Annotated in this window: 14 protein-coding genes and 1 riboswitch; of the genes, 7 read left to right on the top strand and 7 right to left on the bottom strand. The window is 67.5% G+C overall.

Going from position 1 to position 17,086, the window contains the following annotated elements; all coding sequences use genetic code 11:
• Positions 1-47 precede the first annotated feature (47 nt).
• Genes AC5RWG_RS16140 through AC5RWG_RS16130 form a run of 3 tightly spaced genes read left to right on the top strand, consistent with a single transcriptional unit; the run spans position 48 to position 3,676 of the window.
• A complete protein-coding gene (locus tag AC5RWG_RS16140) occupies positions 48-692 on the top strand; it encodes a TetR/AcrR family transcriptional regulator (protein ID WP_494001733.1) in 645 nt (214 codons plus the stop codon).
• The gene (locus tag AC5RWG_RS16135; protein ID WP_494167368.1) at positions 689-2,356 is read left to right on the top strand and encodes an MDR family MFS transporter; all 1,668 of its coding nucleotides are present in this window, start codon (positions 689-691) and stop codon (positions 2,354-2,356) included. The genes AC5RWG_RS16140 and AC5RWG_RS16135 overlap by 4 nt, the downstream gene beginning before the upstream one ends.
• A 48-nt stretch (positions 2,357-2,404) precedes the next feature.
• Positions 2,405-3,676, top strand: coding sequence for an LOG family protein (locus AC5RWG_RS16130; RefSeq protein WP_494167367.1), 1,272 nt, complete (start codon positions 2,405-2,407; stop codon positions 3,674-3,676).
• On the opposite strand, the gene AC5RWG_RS16125 is transcribed toward AC5RWG_RS16130, so the two are convergent.
• The 3 genes from AC5RWG_RS16125 to AC5RWG_RS16115 form a co-directional block, all read right to left on the bottom strand.
• A complete protein-coding gene (locus AC5RWG_RS16125; RefSeq protein WP_494167366.1) occupies positions 3,671-4,762 on the bottom strand; it encodes a matrixin family metalloprotease in 1,092 nt (363 codons plus the stop codon). The two genes, AC5RWG_RS16130 and AC5RWG_RS16125, sit on opposite strands and share 6 nt — an antisense overlap.
• 128 nt (positions 4,763-4,890) lie before the next feature.
• Positions 4,891-5,994 (bottom strand): VIT1/CCC1 transporter family protein, encoded by a 1,104-nt coding sequence (locus AC5RWG_RS16120; RefSeq protein ID WP_494128099.1) that lies wholly within the window; start codon positions 5,992-5,994, stop codon positions 4,891-4,893.
• Positions 5,995-6,411: 417 nt separating this feature from the next.
• Positions 6,412-7,881, bottom strand: coding sequence for a sodium:solute symporter family protein (locus AC5RWG_RS16115; protein ID WP_494001882.1), 1,470 nt, complete (start codon positions 7,879-7,881; stop codon positions 6,412-6,414).
• Positions 7,882-8,122: 241 nt separating this feature from the next.
• On the opposite strand from AC5RWG_RS16115, the gene AC5RWG_RS16110 reads away from it, so the two are divergent.
• The 3 genes from AC5RWG_RS16110 (at position 8,123) to AC5RWG_RS16100 (ending at position 11,613) form a co-directional block, all read left to right on the top strand.
• Entirely contained in the window at positions 8,123-8,698 is a 576-nt protein-coding gene (locus tag AC5RWG_RS16110) for a helix-turn-helix domain-containing protein (protein ID WP_494167365.1), read from the top strand.
• Positions 8,699-8,866: 168 nt separating this feature from the next.
• Positions 8,867-9,928 (top strand): agmatinase, encoded by a 1,062-nt coding sequence (gene speB / locus AC5RWG_RS16105; RefSeq protein ID WP_494167364.1) that lies wholly within the window; start codon positions 8,867-8,869, stop codon positions 9,926-9,928.
• Complete coding sequence (locus tag AC5RWG_RS16100) at positions 9,925-11,613, top strand: thiamine pyrophosphate-binding protein (RefSeq protein ID WP_494167363.1); 1,689 nt, start codon at positions 9,925-9,927, stop codon at positions 11,611-11,613. The genes speB and AC5RWG_RS16100 overlap by 4 nt, the downstream gene beginning before the upstream one ends.
• A 107-nt stretch (positions 11,614-11,720) precedes the next feature.
• On the opposite strand, the gene AC5RWG_RS16095 is transcribed toward AC5RWG_RS16100, so the two are convergent.
• A complete protein-coding gene (locus AC5RWG_RS16095) occupies positions 11,721-12,149 on the bottom strand; it encodes a very short patch repair endonuclease (RefSeq protein WP_494001726.1) in 429 nt (142 codons plus the stop codon).
• Between the two features lie 148 nt (positions 12,150-12,297).
• Here AC5RWG_RS16095 and AC5RWG_RS16090 point away from each other — a divergent pair, with 148 nt between their 5' ends.
• A complete protein-coding gene (locus tag AC5RWG_RS16090; protein WP_494167362.1) occupies positions 12,298-13,242 on the top strand; it encodes an aldo/keto reductase in 945 nt (314 codons plus the stop codon).
• An 80-nt stretch (positions 13,243-13,322) separates the two neighbouring features.
• Here the strand turns inward: AC5RWG_RS16090 and AC5RWG_RS16085 are convergent, their stop codons facing one another.
• The 3 genes from AC5RWG_RS16085 to fdhA all read right to left on the bottom strand — a co-directional run bounded on the left by AC5RWG_RS16085 (position 13,323) and on the right by fdhA (position 16,826).
• The gene (locus AC5RWG_RS16085; RefSeq protein WP_494167361.1) at positions 13,323-14,258 is read right to left on the bottom strand and encodes a M23 family metallopeptidase; all 936 of its coding nucleotides are present in this window, start codon (positions 14,256-14,258) and stop codon (positions 13,323-13,325) included.
• A gap of 3 nt (positions 14,259-14,261) precedes the next feature.
• Positions 14,262-14,438, bottom strand: a riboswitch (cyclic di-AMP (ydaO/yuaA leader).
• A gap of 740 nt (positions 14,439-15,178) precedes the next feature.
• Positions 15,179-15,580, bottom strand: coding sequence for a GlcG/HbpS family heme-binding protein (locus AC5RWG_RS16080; protein WP_493979553.1), 402 nt, complete (start codon positions 15,578-15,580; stop codon positions 15,179-15,181).
• A gap of 34 nt (positions 15,581-15,614) precedes the next feature.
• Positions 15,615-16,826, bottom strand: coding sequence for a formaldehyde dehydrogenase, glutathione-independent (fdhA, locus tag AC5RWG_RS16075; RefSeq protein ID WP_494001723.1), 1,212 nt, complete (start codon positions 16,824-16,826; stop codon positions 15,615-15,617).
• Between the last annotated feature and the right edge of the window lie 260 nt (positions 16,827-17,086).

Raw genomic sequence — 17,086 nt, 5'->3', positions numbered from 1 at the left:
AATGTTTGCACTTGTGCAAAGAGCGGGAGCGCTGGCACACTGGTTCGGTGAGTCAACTAAATTCCCTGCGTGAGCGCAAGCGGGCCGAGTGCTGGGCCGCCCTGCATGACGCCGCGGCGGAAGCGGCTCTGGAAGACGGAATCGAGGCCGTCACCGTGGATGCGGTGGCGGTATCCGCCGGAGTTTCCCCGCGCACCTTCTTCAACTACTTCACGTGCAAAGAAGACGCGGTGCTGGGCCTCCGCGAGCCGGTGCTTGACGATGCCATGCTGGCCGAATTCGACGTCCACGCCAATCTGCTGGACGAAGTCGGCAAGTTGATGCTGGCGGTCACCCGCTCTATCCACGGCGGAGACGATGCCACCCGCCACCTGATCCTGCGCAAGCACCCGCACCTGCTGCACCGCCGAGTCCAGTACATCGTCAAGGTGGAGCAATTGGTCACCACCGCAGTCTCCGAACTGCTCGCCGGCTCCGACCGGCTTGCGGACGCTGAACGAATCCTGGCCGCCCATCCCGTCGGCGGGCAGTACACCGCCGAAGACGCCGCCCGCATGCTGGTCATGACGGCAGGCGCAGCAATCCGCTTTGCCATGCAAAAAACCATGTCCCAACCCACCCTGGAATCGCAGACCGAGGCCCTGGAACACAGCCTGGCCTTGCTGCGCGCAGTTCTGAAGGAATCCGAATGAACAACGAAAGCCGACAGGCGCTACAGCGCCCACCGGCATCCGCGACGTCCCGGCCGGAGCACCATGGCCACAGCCATGGCAACCTGCTGCTGGTATTCGTTGCGCTGATGATGGCCATGTTGCTGGCCGCCCTGAACCAGACCATCCTCGCCACCGCACTGCCCACCATCGTGGGCGAGCTCAACGGCGCCAACCTGATGCTCTGGGTGATCACCGCCTACATCCTGGCCGCCACGGTCATGATGCCCATCTACGGCAAGCTGGGCGACCAGATCGGCCGCAAATACCTGCTGGTCGCGGCGATCATTATGTTCCTGATCGGCTCGGTCATCGGCGCCCTGGCTCCGGACATGGGCTGGCTCATTGTTTCCCGTGTGGTGCAGGGGCTGGGCGGCGGCGGACTGATGATCCTGTCGCAGGCCATCATTGCCGATGTGGTTCCCGCCCGCGAACGCGGCAAGTACATGGGCGCCATGGGCGGAGTCTTTGCGTTCTCCTCCGTGGTCGGACCGCTGCTGGGCGGCTGGTTCACCGAGGGACCGGGCTGGCGCTGGGCCTTCTGGTTCAACCTTCCCGTGGGCGTCTTGGCCTTGATTGGCGCGCTGTTCTTCCTGAAGTCCCGTCCCGTCAAGGTGCGGCCGAAGCTCGACCTCTGGGGCATGCTGCTGATGGCGGCCGCGACCACCGGCCTGGTCCTGGTGAGCAGTTGGGGCGGCAGCACCTTCGCCTGGTCCGACCCGGTGCTCATCGCCCTCATTGCAGGCACCGTGCTGGCCGCCGTCGGGTTCGTGCTGGTGGAGCGCAAGACCGCCGAACCCATCATTCCCATGTCCATGTTCCGTGACCGCAACTTCATTATGACCACCATCGCGGGCCTGCTGATCTCCGTGGCCATGTTCGGGGCCCTCGGCTACATGCCCACCTACTTCCAGATGGCTGCCGGCGTGTCGGCGACGGCGGCCGGGATGCTGATGATTCCCATGATGGCCGCGCTGCTCGCGTCGTCCATGACCTCCGGAATCCTGGTCTCAAGGACCGGCCGTTACAAGTGGATGCCGGTGGCCGGTTCGGCGGTGATGGCTGTGGCCCTGCTGCTGATGTACTTCGTGCGCGCGGACACGCCCGTCTGGGTGCTCTGCGTTTATCTGGGCCTGCTGGGCCTTGGCCTGGGCCTGAACATGCAGATCCTGGTGCTGATCGTGCAGAACTCCTTCCCGCTGCGGCAGGTGGGCACGGCGACGGCGGCCAACAACTTCTTCCGCCAGATCGGCGCCACGCTCGGCTCGGCCGTCGTGGGAAGCCTGTTCGCCCACCGCCTGGTCGACCTCCTCAATGACCGCCTGCCGGCAGCCGCCGTCGCGGCCACCGGAGGCGGGAACTCGCTGACGCCGGACATGGTCGCCGGCCTGCCCGCACCGGTACACGACGTTATTGTCGAGTCCTACAACGAAGCCCTGATGCCGCTGTTCCTGTTCATGGTGCCGATGGCCATTGCCGCCACCGTGCTGTGCATGTTCGTGGTGGAAAAGCCGTTGGCCACCTCGCTGGAGCCGGACGTCCTGGCCGAGGCGGCCTCGGAGGGGAATCTCGCGATCACCTCCGCGACCGAGGGCAACCCGCCGGCGAACACGGACCTGCGCCAAACCGAAGCCAGCAACAGGTAGCGCCCGGACCACCGCGGGCAGCTTCGAGTCGACGGTTATGCTGGCTGCATGGGAGCGTCAGCGGCACTGCACAAGGAACCGCGCGTCGTCGAGATTGAGTCGCTCGAGCACTTCGACCGGCTCGTCGCCCAGGCTCCTCGAGCCGGGGCAGCGGGCGACGGCGGACGCCGGCCCGCCAGCCATGCGAGGCCATCCGGCGAACCACAGCCGGGCGGGGGACCGGACGGCCTGAGGCCAGACCGCGGGCCGCGGCCCGACCGGCATTCGGCGACGGACGGGGGACCGCCGTCGATGAACGGCTGGCACTTCCAATCGGTGGATCTCAGCGGCCGCACGGAGGCCCTGCTCAGCATGGACCCGGCTGGCTCGGTGTTCCTTGGGTGCACGTTGGAGGCCGCCACCGAGGACTGGCTTCACCGCAACGGCGCGCTGATCTTCCCCACGCTGCCCGGCGTCCCGTTCGACCCGTACCGCGGCCAGGTTTACACCGCCGCCGAGCTCTACAGCGGGCTGGACACCGGACCCTACGAAGGGACGCTGGACGCGCAGGTCTACGCCTGGTCGTCGCGGTCCGCCACCCGCCATGACCTGGACTCCACGCTCGCGGCGAGCCTGCACGACCATGCCATCGGCGATGCCATGGAGGCGCTGTTCTCCACCGTGTTCGCCGGCCGGAGGATGGTGGGGGTGATGGGCGGGCACGCTGCCGAGCGGGGCAGCACCATTTACGACGGCGCCGCCCGGCTGGGCAGGCTGCTCGCCAGGGAGGGGTATGCCGTGGCGACCGGCGGCGGCCCGGGCGCGATGGAGGCCGCCAACCTGGGAGCGCGACTCTCCGCGTCCGGCGATGACGAGTTTGCCGACGCGCTGGACCGGCTGGCCGGGGTCCCCGGCTTCCGGCCGTCCGTCACCGACTGGGCCCGCGCGGCGGCCGACGTGCTCGCCAAAGCCGGACCCGGCGTCGCGAATCTGGGCATCCCCACCTGGCACTACGGGCACGAGCCGCCGAACCTGTTTGCCACCCACATCGCCAAGTACTTCGGCAACGCCCTGCGAGAGGCCGTGCTGCTGCAGCGCTGCGACGGCGGAATCGTGTTCCTGCCCGGCGCCGGCGGCACGGTGCAGGAAATTTTCCAGGACGCCTGCGAAAACTACTACGCCACCCCGGAAGCGCTCGCGCCGATGGTGCTGGTCGGGCGCACGTACTGGACCGAGGAAATGCCTGCCTGGCCGTTGCTGCAGGCGCTGGCGCGCGGGCGGTCCATGGAGGGATCCGTGCACCTCGTGGACACCGTGGAGCAGGCCCTCGAGGTTCTATAGCTCGGGCACGCACTCGCCCTGGCCCAGCAACGCCAGGCCGGTGAGGTCGCCGTCGGCAAAGGTGAGGATGTCGTGCGAGGCCTGCGCGTACATCAGCTGGCTGGGATCCTCAACGTGGTCCAGGCCGATCAGGTGGCCCAGCTCGTGCATGATGATCGCCCGGGCGGCGCCTTTGCCATCGGGGGCACCCAGCAGTTGGCGGAACTGCGGGGTGTCCAGTTCGATCTGACCCGATACGTAAGCGGAAACCCCGCCCCGCGATGCCCAGCCGCTGCCGCCCAAGCCGATGGTCGGACCGGCCAAGGAGGGGCTCTGCTCCGGGTCCGACCAGGCGATCAGCACCGGCGCCCAGCGCTCGCCGTAGCGTTCTGGCTGGTAGGACCGGCGCCGCTCGGCGGGCCGTTCGGTCGTGGTTCCTTCGTAAATGAACTGCAGGCCGGTGGCATCCGAGACGTGGTCCACCGCCTCATGGACCAGCTCGATGTTGCCCGCGGGGGAGTCGGCAGTGCGGACCACATACCGGATCGGGCGGCACGGGTCGTAGGCGAGGTAGTCCTGCTTGGACGGCGAGGGCAGGAATCGGTAGGAACTGCTCTCCTCATTGAGGGGTGCGGGCACTCCCAGCGGTTCGTCCGCGGCGTCGACTCCCGACGGCGGAAAGCCGCCATGGCCCGGACCCTTGAGAGTGGAGCCGGCATCGAACGGTACCCCATTCAGGGCGGCGGCCCCGCCGGGTTGCACAGCCGGGGCGGGCCCCGGTTGGGCCATCCAGATGAAGGCCCACGCCGCCAGCGACGCAGCGGCGGCCAGCAGAATGAATTTGCCGAACGGTGACGGGTCCCGGTGGTCCGGTTCTCTCCGGGCGGCCGGGGCCTGCGGGACCCGTGTCAGTGTGGGCATCTGCACGGGAGCGCGCGCCGGCCGCGCCGTCGGGTTGATCCAGACCTGCCCCTGGTCGGGCTGCGGCTTCCGAGGCTCGGCGGCGTCGGTGGCGACCCGCTGGGGGTCCTGCCCCGTCCCGGCTTCCGGCACAGGCCGGGCCCCGCCCGGCGCATGGCCCGGGCCCTCGGTCGGCGGCCAATTCATGGTCCCCCTCGGCATGGCGGACGGCGGTGCATCGTTGCCCCGCTTGCCTCAGGGTAACCAAGCCGTGAGACAAACGGTAGGGGTCTGTCCGGTGGCCCGCGGGTGAACAGGACGGGCGGCCGGCGGGGTCAGAGCGCTGTGGTGCCGAACAAGGAACCCAGCAGGTAGGTGGCCAGCGCCGCACCGAAGCCGATCGCCAGCTGCCGCAGGGCCCGCTTGAGCGGCGAGGCCCCGGACAGCAGCCCCACGATTCCGCCGGTGACAAGCAGTGCCACGCCGACCAGCACGAGCGCGACTACCACGGCCGCGGTACCCTGCATGCCGAAGATGTAGGGCAGGATCGGAATCAGCGCCCCGCTCGAGAAGAACAGGAAACTGGACAGGGCGGCATTCCAGCCGGTGCCGATCTCCTGATAATCGTTAATGTACGTTTCCGGCGGCTGCAGGGAGAGGCTCGGATCGCAGTCGCAGTCCAGGTAGCCCATCCGTTCGGCGGCACGGTGTTCGGCTGCTTCTTGGGTCATGCCCCGCGCACGGTACACGAGCACGAGTTCATTCGCGTTCAGGTCCAGGTCCGGCGCTGCCTGCAGGGTGATCTGGGTGGGGCGGGTGGCGGAGAGCAACTCGCGCTGGGAGCGCACGGACACGTACTCACCGGCGCCCATGGACAGTGCGCCGGCGAGGAGGCCGGCGAAGCCGCTGAACAGGATGAATCCACTGGAGACCCCGGTGGCACCGATGCCCATGATCAGGGCAAGGTTCGAGACCAGTCCGTCGTTCGCGCCGAAGACCGCCGCACGGAAGTTGCCGGAGAGCCGGGCTCGGCCGCGGGTGGCCAGGCCGCGGATGACCTCTTCGTGAATCAGTTCGTCGGCGGCCATGGCCTCGGTCGCCGCAGGCTCACTTCCGTAGGGGGAACGGCTCTCGGCCCGTTGCGCCAGGGCCAGCACGAACACCGAGCCGAAGCTGCGGGCCAGGAACCGCAGCACGGTCCGGCGCAACGAGGGTCGCAGCCTTTGTCCGGCATGCTTGCCCAGCAGATCGCGCCAGTGTTTTTCGTGCCGGCCCTCGGCGTCGGCCAGGGCCAGGAGGATCTCGCGTTCCTCGCCCTCGCGGCGCCTTGCCAGGTCGCGGTAGATGGCGGCTTCGGCGCGTTCGTCGGCAAGATAGCGGCGCCACAGCCGGATGTCGGATTTTGACGGCGATGCCTTGCCGTCGGTGTGGGCGTCCATAGGGTCGGGGCCGGCTGGATCGGGGCTCGTTGTCACGCTGCTCCTGAGTCGGACCGGAGACGGTTCGACGATCTCCGGTCAGTTAACCATCAACTGACCGAAGGTCTCGCTCGCCCGGGCGCAGCGGAACAGGCGGTACCTGCCCTGCGCTCAGGTGGACTGCCGGGCCGCTAACGCTGGCCAGTGTGTCGACAGGCCTCCACGCCCAGTGCGCGTGAACCGCGCGGCGGTGGAGCTACTCCCCTTCGCAACCTCCATTGTAGCCGGTCGGGGCGGTCCCTTGAGGACCGCCCCGCCGTCACCGTCTCCTGGCCGGACCCAGGCACCAGCGTCAGCAGCCGTTCGGGCAAGGCGCCAGCCTCAGCTGCCGTTCGGGGCAGAGCCCACGCCAGCAGAAGTATGTGGCAGCGCACCGCGTCAGCGCGTGGCGACCTCGTCGGGGCCCTCGACCGGGACTTCCTCCGTTGCCTGCCCCGCCACCCGGCGGTCCCACGCCTGGCGCACGGCGGCATCGGTGGGCTTCGTGAGCAGCGACACTCCCACGTAGACCAGCGCGGAGGCGATCAGGCCGTAGTAGATCGGCTCGTTGGCGTAAACGCCGGCATATTGTTCCTCGGCGTTGATCTCCAGCACGATCATGGTGGTCAGCGTGACGATGGTGCCAGCCGCCATGGACCACGCGGCGCCCAGGCCGGTGCCGCGCTTCCAGACCAGGCCGCCCAGGATCGCGACCAGCAGCCCGCCCACCAGGATGTCGTACGCAATGGTCAGCGCGGCGACCACGTCCTGCACCACGATGGCCAGCAGGATGGAGACGGCACCCAGGCCGAAGACCCACCACCGGTTGCCGGCCACATCGTGTTCGGTGTTCTCGTGGTCGTAATGGACGTGCTTGCCGAACCAGGAGGCCACGAACGGCACCACGTCGGCGCGGGCCACCGTCGCCGCGGCGATCAGGCAGCCGGACGCCGTCGACATCATCGCGGCCACGGCCGCGGCCAGCACAATGCCGCCGATGCCGATGGGCAGCAGGTTCATGGCCACGTCCGCGTAGACGTCGTCCTCGACTTCGATGGCCGGCAGCGCCACGGAGGCCGCCATGCCGATCAGGGCGCCGGCTGCTCCGTAGAGGATGCAGTAGATGCCGGCCGTCGCGCCGCCCCAGCGGGCGACCCCTGGGTTGCGGGCGGTGAAGACGCGCTGCCAGATGTCCTGGCCGATCAGCAGGCCCAGCGTGTAGACCACGAAGTAGGTGATGATGGTCTGGACGCCGATGCCGGTCAGCGAGAAGAACTCCGCATCGACGCGCGAGCGGATGCCGTCCAGGCCGCCGGCGGCCGACCAGGTGAACGGCAGCATCAGCAGGAAGACGCCGACGGTCTTGATGATGAACTGTGCCATGTCGGCCAGCGTGATGGACCACATGCCGCCGACCGTGGAGTAAATCAGCACAATTGCGCCGCCGACGGCGATGGACAGCCAGCGCTCCCAGCCGAAGAGCACCACCATGATGGTGGCGTACGCCCCGGTGGACGTGGCGCAGAGCATGAGCGTGTACGCCAGCATGACGATGCCCGACACCTTGGTGGCATGCACGCCGTACCGCAGCGTGAGCATTTGTGCCACGGTGTAGATCTTCAACTTCTGCAGGGTTGGGGCGAAGAGCAGGCTCAGCAACAGCACGCCCGAGCCGATCGCGACGACCAGCCACATCCCGGAGATGCCCCACTTGTAGCCCAGGCCCACCCCGCCGACGGTGGAGGCTCCGCCCAGAACGACGGCGGCCATCGTGCCGGTGTAGAGGACGGGGCCGAGACGGCGGCCGGCCACCAGATAGTCGCTGGTGTTCTTAGTGCGGCTTTTGCCCCACCATCCGAAGAGCAGCATGGCGGCCAGATAGGCCACCACGATCACGACGTTGACGATTTGATTGTCCAAGGGAGACTCCAGGGGAGAATAGCGCGGAACACATGCCGAAAATTGCCTGTGGGGCAACAAGTGTTGAGTGTTAAGCTAAATGTGGCACGCGGCACAGGTCAACTCGGCCACGCTGCCGCTGGTTCCGCAGGGGTGGTTCGGCCACCCCTGCATGCCACCTCCGTCAACTCTGCACCGAGAAGGATGATTAGTGAAGGCACTGCCAGTCGAGCCCAGCAATGACCCGGTGGCCATAGGTTCGCGGATCCGCGCCGCACGCCAGGGTCAGCGCATGACCATCGAACAGGTTGCGGATTCGACGGGGCTGACCAAGGGATTCCTCAGCCGGGTGGAGCGTGACCTGACCTCGCCGTCGGTGGCATCGCTGGTCACCCTGTGCCAGGTGCTGTCCATCTCCATCGGGGACCTCTTCTCCATGCCGGAAACGCACGTCTCGCGCGCGGGGGAAGGGCCGCGGATCAATCTGGGCGGCGAAGGCATCAAGGAGGAGCTGCTGACCGCCCGGCACGAGCGCCGGTTGCAGATCATCCGTGCCGTGATCGAACCGCGGGGCCGGGGGGAGGCTGACCTCTACTCCGTGGACTGCGACGTGGATGTCCTGCACGTGATCGCCGGAAGCATCACGCTGGTCTTTACCTCCGAGCGCTACGAACTCGACGCCGGCGACACCATCTCCTTCTCCGGGCGGGAGCCGCACACGTGGATCAACGAGACCGACGAAGAGGCCATCGTCACCTGGACGTTGGTCCCGGCGGCCGCGCGCTAGTGCCCGTGTCGCGGTCTTGACTGTTACCCCCACCACAAATAACATCACAGGCAACAGATGTTGCACATGAGGCAACCGTCAGTCGGTCGTTCCAGCACGGCACGCAGCCATCCGCGGCTCCGAATGACCGACCCCCAGCCCGCCGCCCGCACCCCTCAGAGGAGAACCATGGAAGAGCTACGTGTGGAAGCCAACGGCCATCTTGGCCCGATCGATTCGTCCCGCATCCCGCGGTACGCCGGAGCCGCCACCTTCGCCCGGCTGCCCCGCCTGGACCAGGTGCAGCAGGCGGACATCGCCGTCGTCGGCGTACCCTTCGATTCCGGCGTGTCCTACCGCCCCGGCGCCCGCTTCGGCGCCAACCACGTCCGCGAGGCTTCGCGGCTGCTGCGGCCGTACAATCCCGCGTGGGACCTGAGCCCGTTCGAAGAGGTCCAGGTGGCCGACGCCGGCGACATGGCCGTGAACCCGTTCAACATCAACGAAGCCATCGAGACCATTCAGCAGAACGCCCTCGACCTGACCGCCGCCGGCACCAAGCTGGTCACTCTCGGCGGTGACCACACCATCGCCCTGCCGCTGCTCCGCGCGGCCGCCGAGCGGGCCGGCGGTCCGGTCGCCATGCTGCATTTCGACGCGCACCTCGATACTTGGGACACCTACTTCGGTGCCGAGTACACGCATGGCACTCCGTTCCGCCGGGCTGTGGAGGAAGGCATCCTGGACACCGAGGCCATTTGCCACGTGGGCACCCGCGGCCCCCTCTACGGCAAGAAGGACCTCGACGACGACCATCGTTTCGGTTTCGGCATCGTCACCAGTTCGGACGTCTACTACGAAGGCGTCCGCGACGTGGTGGCCAAGCTGCGCGACCGGATCGGCGACACCCCGCTCTACATTTCGGTCGACATCGACGTGCTGGATCCGGCCCACGCACCCGGCACCGGCACCCCGGAGGCCGGCGGCATCACCAGCCGCGAGCTGCTGGAAATCATCCGCGGGTTCCGCGGCATGAACCTCGTCGGCGCCGACGTGGTGGAAGTGGCCCCCGCCTATGATCACGCGGAGATGACAGGGGTTGCCGGCAGCCACGTGGCGTACGAACTTGTCTCGCTGATGGCCGACGCCGCGGCAGGCGGGTCCGGCAACGGCTACAGCGCCCAGGCGCTGAAGCGCGCGGGCGCCACCGTCGGCAGCGCCAAGGGATCGGATCAGGAGTCCTTCGAATGACAGCAGCAGGGAAAGCCGACTCCACGGCCCCGGCCGAACCCACCGTCCGCAACGGCGGGGACCTCGTCGTCGAAACCCTCAGTGCCTTGGGCGCGACGACGGTGTTCGGGATCCCGGGGCAGCATGCCCTGGGATTGTTCGACGCGTTGTCCCGTTCGCCGTTGCGCTTCGTCTCATCCCGGGTGGAGAACAACTCCGCCTTCGCGGCGGACGGGTTCTCACGTGCCACCGGAGAGGTCGGCGTGCTGTTCCTCTCCACCGGCCCCGGCGCCCTGACCTCGTTGGCCGGTCTGCAGGAGGCCTATGCCACCGGCGTGCCGATGGTGGTCATTGCCAGCCAGATTCCACTGGAAGGCCTGGGCGCGCGCCGCAAGGGCATGCTGCACCAGCTCGATGACCAGAAGGCATCGGCGGCCAACGTCACCAAGAGCCAGCGGTTGATCCAGCACGCGTCCGGCATCCCGTCGGCCATTCAGGATGCGTGGACAGAGGCGATCTCGTCGCCGCAGGGACCGGTCTGGGTGGAGGTGCCGCAGAACGTCCTGCTGGACCCGATCATGGTGCCGCCGGTGGAGGACGCGCTGGCCGAGGCGTTCGACAACCCGCCGCGGACCGAGCTGGTCAAGGAAGCCGTGCACTGGCTCTCCGAGGCCAAGCGGCCGGCGATCATCGCCGGCGGCGGCGCCCGCCGGGGCAAGGCAGAACCGTGGCTGCGCTCCATCGCGGAAAAGCTGCGTGCCCCGGTGGTCTGTTCGCCGGGCGGCAACGGCGCGTTCCCGTGGAACCACGAGCTCTCGCTGCAGTCCTGGGTCGAGGACCGGTACGTCACCGACCTCCTCGAAGATGCGGACGTCCTGTTGGTCGTGGGCTCGTCGCTCGGTGAAGTGACGAGCAACTATTTCACCATGGAACCGCGGGGCCGGATCATCCAGATCGACGCCGAGCCCCGCGTCCTGGAGTCCAACGGCCCGGCCCTGGGCATTCGCGCCGACGCCGGCCAGGCACTGCAGGCGCTGGACGCTGCGCTGTCCGGCGATCCGGTTAACGGACCCGACTGGCACGGCCAAACGCCCGAGCAGCTGGTCAAAGACACCCTGACCAAGGTCCAGGCCCGCCTAAACAGCCAGGACCTGGCCAAGGAGCGGACCTTCATGGCGGACATCCGCGAGGCCGTGCCGGACGACATGCAAACCTTCTGGGACATGACCATCTCCGCGTACTGGGCCTGGAGCTGCTGGGACTCGCGCGACGGTGAATTCCACTCGGCGCAGGGCGCCGGCGGCCTGGGCTACGGTTTTCCCGGCGCCATCGGCGGCAGCGTCGGCCTGGCCAGCCAGGGAAAGCCCGCGCGCGTGCTGGCCGTCTCCGGCGACGGCTCGGCCATGTATTCGATCAGCGAGCTGGCAACCGTCCGACAGCATGACCTTCCGGTCACCTGGCTGATTGTGGACGACGGCGGCTACGGCATCCTGCGCGAATACATGGAAGGCGCGTTCGGACGGGCGACGGCAACGGAACTGGCGCGGCCGGACTTCGTGGCGCTGGCACAGGCCTTTGGTGTGCCGGCACGCCGGGTAGCGCCGGAGGATGTCGGCCCCGCACTCCGGGAGAGCTTTGCCGCCGAGGGACCGAACGTCGTCGTCGTCGAGACACTGCTGAAGATGTTCGCCCCCACGCACCTCTGACCCAACCCCGACGGGGGTCCACCCATTGCCGCGTTCCCCTGGCCAACAGCCCCTCCACCCCGGGATTTTCCCCGCGGGCGGAGGGGCTGTTGGGCCGGTAATCCGGCTCAGGCGAGGAAAGCGACCAGCTTGTCCTCGAGCGCGGCCAGATCGCCGGTTCTCTTGAACTCGCACTCCCAGACGGTGAGGACCTGCCAGCCGGCCGCCTGCAGCGCCGACCGTTGGGCTTCGTCGCGGGCAGCCGTACGCGTCCGTTTGGCTTCCCAGAAGCCGGCGTTGGACTTCGGCGCATGCCGGCCGACCCTGCAGTCATGGGCATGCCAAAAGCAGCCGTTGACGAAGATCACTTTCCGCCGTCCGGCGAAAACCAGATCCGGTTTGCCCGGCAGCTTCCCGCCGCCTGCGCTGCCATGCAGGCGGTAGCGGTATCCCTTGGCATGCAGCAGTTTCCGGACCAACAGCTCGGGTTTGGTGTTCTTGCCGCGGATTTTGGCCATGTTGGCGCTGCGCTGCTGCGGGGTCAGCGAGTCGGCCATAGCTAAAGTCTAGGGGAGCACGGTACTGCCCGGCGGGCCGCCGGCCGCCCGGCGGCGCCGTTACCGCGTCCGGGGAACGCGTCCGCCGCTGCTAGGTTAAACGTAAGCGGCATGCGAAGGCCGCGCCTTACCTTTGAAAGGACCTTCGATGCGCTTGATCGGCACTTCGGACATCAAGATCTTCCCGCTCGCTCTGGGCGGCAACACCTTCGGCTGGACCTCGGACGAGTCCGGTTCACAGCAGGTGCTGGATGCCTTCACCGAGGCCGGCGGCAACTTCATTGACACCGCGGACAGCTACTCCGCGTGGGTTCCGGGTAACCGCGGGGGCGAATCCGAGGAGATCATCGGCCGCTGGATGGCCGAACGGAAAAACCGCGAATCGGTTGTCATCGCTACGAAGGTGGGCGGTCATCCGGAACTCCAGGGACTGTCGGCGGTGAACGTGGCTGCTGCCGCCGAGGCTTCACTGCAGCGGCTGGGCACCGAATACATCGACCTGTACTACGCCCATTACGACGACGAGGGCACCCCGTTGATTGAGGCGGCCGCCGCGTTCGACGCCCTGGTGAGGGAGGGCAAGGTCCGCCAGATCGGCTTGTCCAACCTGTCTCCCGAGCGGATCGCCGAGTGGATGGACATCGCCCTGCAGAACGGTTTTGCGCTGCCGGTCGCGCTGCAGCCGCACTACAACCTGGTGGCCCGCAAAGACTACGAACAGGGCTATGCTCCGTTGGCCCGCGAACACAACCTCTCGGTGTTCCCGTACTACTCGCTGGCCGCCGGTTTCCTGTCCGGCAAGTACCACTCGACGGATGACGCCGACAGCAGCCCGCGCGGCGGCATGCTCCGTGATTACCTCACGATGGAGGGCTTCGCGGTCGTCGACGCGTTGGAGACCGTCGCCCAGTCGCGCGGCATCTCCCTCACGACAACCGCGCTCGCCTGGCTGCTGACCAAGCCCGGCATTACCGCTCCGCTGGCCAGCGCCCGGACGCCCGAACAGCTGCCGGAGCTGATGGCCGCCGCGGACGTGGAGCTGACCGCCGACGAAGTTGCCGCCCTGGACCGGGCGTCGAGGCCCTTCGCCTGACCGGCCCTTAACGACGACGGCGATGCCGGGTGGGCATCGCCGTTGTCGGTGGCGGAAGCTCCGCCGTCGTCAAGGGTGGGTTAGAGCCAGCCGGCCGGATCCACCAGTTGACCGTCCTTGACAACCTCGAAGTGCAGGTGGCAGCCGGTGGAGTTGCCGGTGGTGCCCAGCTGGCCGATGGCCTGGCCCTTGGCCACCTTCTGGCCCAGCGAAACGCCGATCGACTGCAGGTGGTTGTAGGTGGTCTTCAGGCCGCTGCCGTGCTGAACCACGATGCGGTTGCCGCCGCCGCCAACCTGCCAGCCGGCCTCGACGACCTTGCCGCCGTCGGCCGCGTGGACAGGGGTGCCGCAGGCCATGGCGTAGTCAATGCCGGTGTGCAGCTCGCCGGCAGCACCGGTGATCGGGTTCTGGCGGTAGCCGAAGCCGGAGGTCTGGTTCATGTTCGGGATCGGAGCGGCCAGCTTGCCGGTGGCAAAGCCGACGGTCTTCGCCTTGGCTGCGGCGGCCTTCTTGGCTGCGGCCGCGGCCTTTGCCTTCTTCTCCGCTGCAGCCTTCTTGGCCGCAGCTTCGGCCTTCGCCTTCTTCTCGGCTGCAGCCTTCTTGGCGGCCGCCGCCTTTTCGTCGGCCTTCTTCTTTTCGGCGGCCTCGGCGGCAACCTGGGCTTCCTCCGACGTAGCCTTGCTGGCTACCTTGGCCCGGTCAAAGCGGATTTCGGCCTCCTGGGCCGCCTGAATCTGCACGGGGCTTTGCTCGGAGGCGCGGTCAGAACCTACGTCGGTAGTGCCGCCGGCTTGGGCCACCGGGACCACTGCCGCGGCCAGGATGCCGGCGGCAACGGCAGCCAAGCCGGTCTTGCGGGCGAGGGAGTAGGCCGCCGGGGATGCTTCCCCTTCGCGGCGGGCAGGGGAGCCTTCGCTGGAACGGGAGATCTTAGCCAGGGCGGAACGCGAAATCTTGGACAGGGCATTCGTGGGGGTGTCGGAACGGCGACGACCGCGCACAGGGTTGTTCACAGGGTTTCCTCTCTTGCGCCTGCGAAGTTAGCTGTCGGATTCGAGCGAGAGTTCACTCGGTCCTGCCGGCAGTCGGATTTCAGAGTGCGACTGTGCCGGTGAGGACTTCACCCCGAGGTGCCCCCAAGCACCGTAAGTGGTTCCTCCGCCCCTGCCTTCGATGAAAAGCTCGATTCTTGCGGTCCGCTGGCAGGGTTAGACGGGCGGACCGGATGCCTACCTAGATAGATAGGAACAAATTCAAAATTACCGGAGCGACACGCGGCGTTACAAATTCGTTATCCGTGTTCCTTGTCACCAGAAGTTCCTCGGTCTGAGGTGATTCCTTTAATTGGGCGGAGTGTGCATCCGCCTGGGATTCGCGGCGCTGCTTGGCCGTTAGCGGAGCCCCGCGCCGGGGAGTAATCGGAGGTTGCACGCCGTTCCCGGGCCGTTAGTGGAGCCCCCGCGCCGGGGAGTGAGCGGAAGTTACAACGCCGGGGAGTGTTCGGAGGTTACACGCCGTTCCCGGGCCGTTATCCGGGCCCCGCGCCGGGAGTGTTCGGAGGTTACACGCCGTTCCCCGGCCGTTATCGGACCCCCGCCCGGGAGTAACGCCTCCGCCGGGCAGCCTCCAGTTAGCATTGGCGGCCCGGCGCGCACCAAGCCTTCGCAGTGCTGCTCTCGGGGAAGTGCGCAGTGAATCGTGGCGGCGCAGACTGCGGACGCGGTGAAGGCCTGCCGTGATGAACGCAACAAGCAGGGGCAGGCATCCGGATGTAGCCGCGTACCGGTCAGTTCGGCTGGCGCAGCAGGCCAAACCCGGCGAGCAGACGCCGAATCCCGGCCGGCGGCCCGGTCCCGACGATCAGGCGCTGACCCGGACTCGGGTCCGCGGCCCGGTGCCGATAATCAGGTGTTGACCGGCTCCGGAGCCAAAACTAGAGTGCCGCCGCTCCAGCCTCCGCCACCGACTGGTCCTGCTCTCCGGAGCCGCCGCTGACGCCGATCGAACCGACCACCTGGCCGTCGCGGGAGAGCGGGATCCCGCCGGCGAAAATCATGATGCGGCCGTGGTTGCTGGCATGGATGCCGTAGAACTGATTGCCCGGCTGCGAGTTGTCGCCCAGGTCCTTGGTCTGGATGTCGAACGCCCGCGAGGTGAAGGCCTTGTTGATCGAGATGTCGATGCTGCCCAGCCACGCCCCGTCCATCCGCACGTGCGAGACCAGGTTCCCGCCCGCATCGGCGACGGCGATGTTCATCGGCTGGCCGATGTCGGCGGCTTTGGCCTCGGCGGCAGCAATAACCCGGCGGGCGTCTTCCAAGGTGACGGTGTCCATGTTTGCTCCTAGGTTCAAGGCCCCGTCGCGGGGCCTAGCTGATGTAACCGTTGGGGTTGAGCACGTACTTTGTGGCGGCACCGGCGTCGAACTCCGCATAGCCCTTCGGCGCGTCCTCCAAGGGGATGGCCGTGGCGTTCACGGCCTTCGCTATCTGCACCCTGTCGTGCAGGATGGCCATCATCAGGCCGCGGTGGTACTTCATCACCGGGCACTGCCCCGTGGTGAAGGAGAGCGACTTGGCCCAGCCCGTGCCCAGCGAGAGCGAGAGCGAGCCTTTCTGCGCGGCCTCGTCGATTCCGCCCGGGTCGCCGGTGACGTACAGCCCCGGGATGCCCAGCGCCCCGCCGGCCGCAGTAACCTCCATCAGCGAGTTCAGCACGGTGGCCGGCGCCTCTTGGGCGTCCTTGCCGTGCCCGCGGGCCTCGAAACCCACCGCGTCCACGCCGCAATCCACCTCGGGGACGCCCAAAAGCTGTTCGATCTGGTCCCTGGGATGGCCCTGGGAGACGTCCACGGTCTCGCAGCCGAAGCTGCGCGCCTGGGCGAGGCGGCCCTCGTTCATGTCCCCGACAATCACGACGGCGGCGCCGAGCAACTGGGCACTGGCCGCAGCGGCCAGCCCCACGGGGCCGGCGCCGGCAATGTACACGGTGGATCCAACCCCCACGCCGGCGGTGACGGCGCCGTGGAAGCCGGTGGGGAAGATATCGGAGAGCATGGTCAGGTCCATGATCTTCTCGAGCGCCTGGTCCTTGTCCGGGAACTTCAGCAGGTTCCAGTCGGCGTAGGGGACCAGCACGTACTCGGCCTGGCCGCCCACCCAGCCTCCCATGTCCACGTAGCCGTAGGCGCTGCCCGGGCGCTCGGGATTCACGTTCAGGCAGATGCCGGTCTTCCGCTCCTTGCAGTTCCGGCAGCGTCCGCACGCGATGTTGAAGGGGACGGACACGATGTCGCCGACCTTGATGAACTCCACGTCGGAGCCGACGTCGACGACCTCGCCGGTGATTTCATGGCCCAGGACCAGGTTCTTCGGGGCAGTAGTACGGCCCCGGACCATGTGCTGGTCGGAGCCGCAGATGTTGGTGGCAACGGTGCGCAGGATGACTCCGTGCGATACCTGCCGGCCCACGTTGTCTGGGTGGACCCCCGGACCATCCTTGAGCGTGAAACTTGGATAGTCGATGTCGATCACTTCGACCTTGCCGGGTTCCTTGTAAGCCACTGCTCGATTGCTGCTCATGGGGATTCCTCTGATCCGAAAGTCATGGATGGTGGGTGCCACGGTAGCCCTCTTGGATGGGGGCTGGCTAGGGTTGAGGCAGCCCGCCCCTGCAGTCCAACACCTCTTGTGGCCCGTTGAAGGCGGCTCGTGTGCTTCTTGCGGGCCGACGCCCGCCGCCGAATCGTGGCGCCCCGCCCTCCGCCGTCGGCTCGCCCCGGAATAATCTTCACGATGCCTTGGTTGACCCATCTAGATGCGATTGCATGAACAAACCAGGA

The organism is Arthrobacter sp. Y3221160, from assembly GCF_059092585.1.
The sequence above is the reverse complement of the archived record's forward strand: the minus strand, read 5'-3'. Positions and strand labels throughout refer to the sequence as shown.

Excerpts from the sequence above, each read along its gene's own strand:
- AC5RWG_RS16135 (WP_494167368.1), top strand. The coding sequence starts at position 689 with ATGAACAACGAAAGCCGACAGGCGCTACAGCGCCCACCGGCATCCGCG.
- AC5RWG_RS16130 (WP_494167367.1), top strand. The coding sequence starts at position 2,405 with ATGGGAGCGTCAGCGGCACTGCACAAGGAACCGCGCGTCGTCGAGATT.
- AC5RWG_RS16125 (WP_494167366.1), bottom strand. The coding sequence starts at position 4,762 with ATGAATTGGCCGCCGACCGAGGGCCCGGGCCATGCGCCGGGCGGGGCC.
- AC5RWG_RS16120 (WP_494128099.1), bottom strand. The coding sequence starts at position 5,994 with ATGGACGCCCACACCGACGGCAAGGCATCGCCGTCAAAATCCGACATC.
- AC5RWG_RS16115 (WP_494001882.1), bottom strand. The coding sequence starts at position 7,881 with ATGCTGCTCTTCGGATGGTGGGGCAAAAGCCGCACTAAGAACACCAGC.
- speB (WP_494167364.1), top strand. The coding sequence starts at position 8,867 with ATGGAAGAGCTACGTGTGGAAGCCAACGGCCATCTTGGCCCGATCGAT.
- AC5RWG_RS16100 (WP_494167363.1), top strand. The coding sequence starts at position 9,925 with ATGACAGCAGCAGGGAAAGCCGACTCCACGGCCCCGGCCGAACCCACC.
- AC5RWG_RS16095 (WP_494001726.1), bottom strand. The coding sequence starts at position 12,149 with ATGGCCGACTCGCTGACCCCGCAGCAGCGCAGCGCCAACATGGCCAAA.
- AC5RWG_RS16090 (WP_494167362.1), top strand. The coding sequence starts at position 12,298 with ATGCGCTTGATCGGCACTTCGGACATCAAGATCTTCCCGCTCGCTCTG.
- AC5RWG_RS16080 (WP_493979553.1), bottom strand. The coding sequence starts at position 15,580 with ATGGACACCGTCACCTTGGAAGACGCCCGCCGGGTTATTGCTGCCGCC.
- fdhA (WP_494001723.1), bottom strand. The coding sequence starts at position 16,826 with ATGAGCAGCAATCGAGCAGTGGCTTACAAGGAACCCGGCAAGGTCGAA.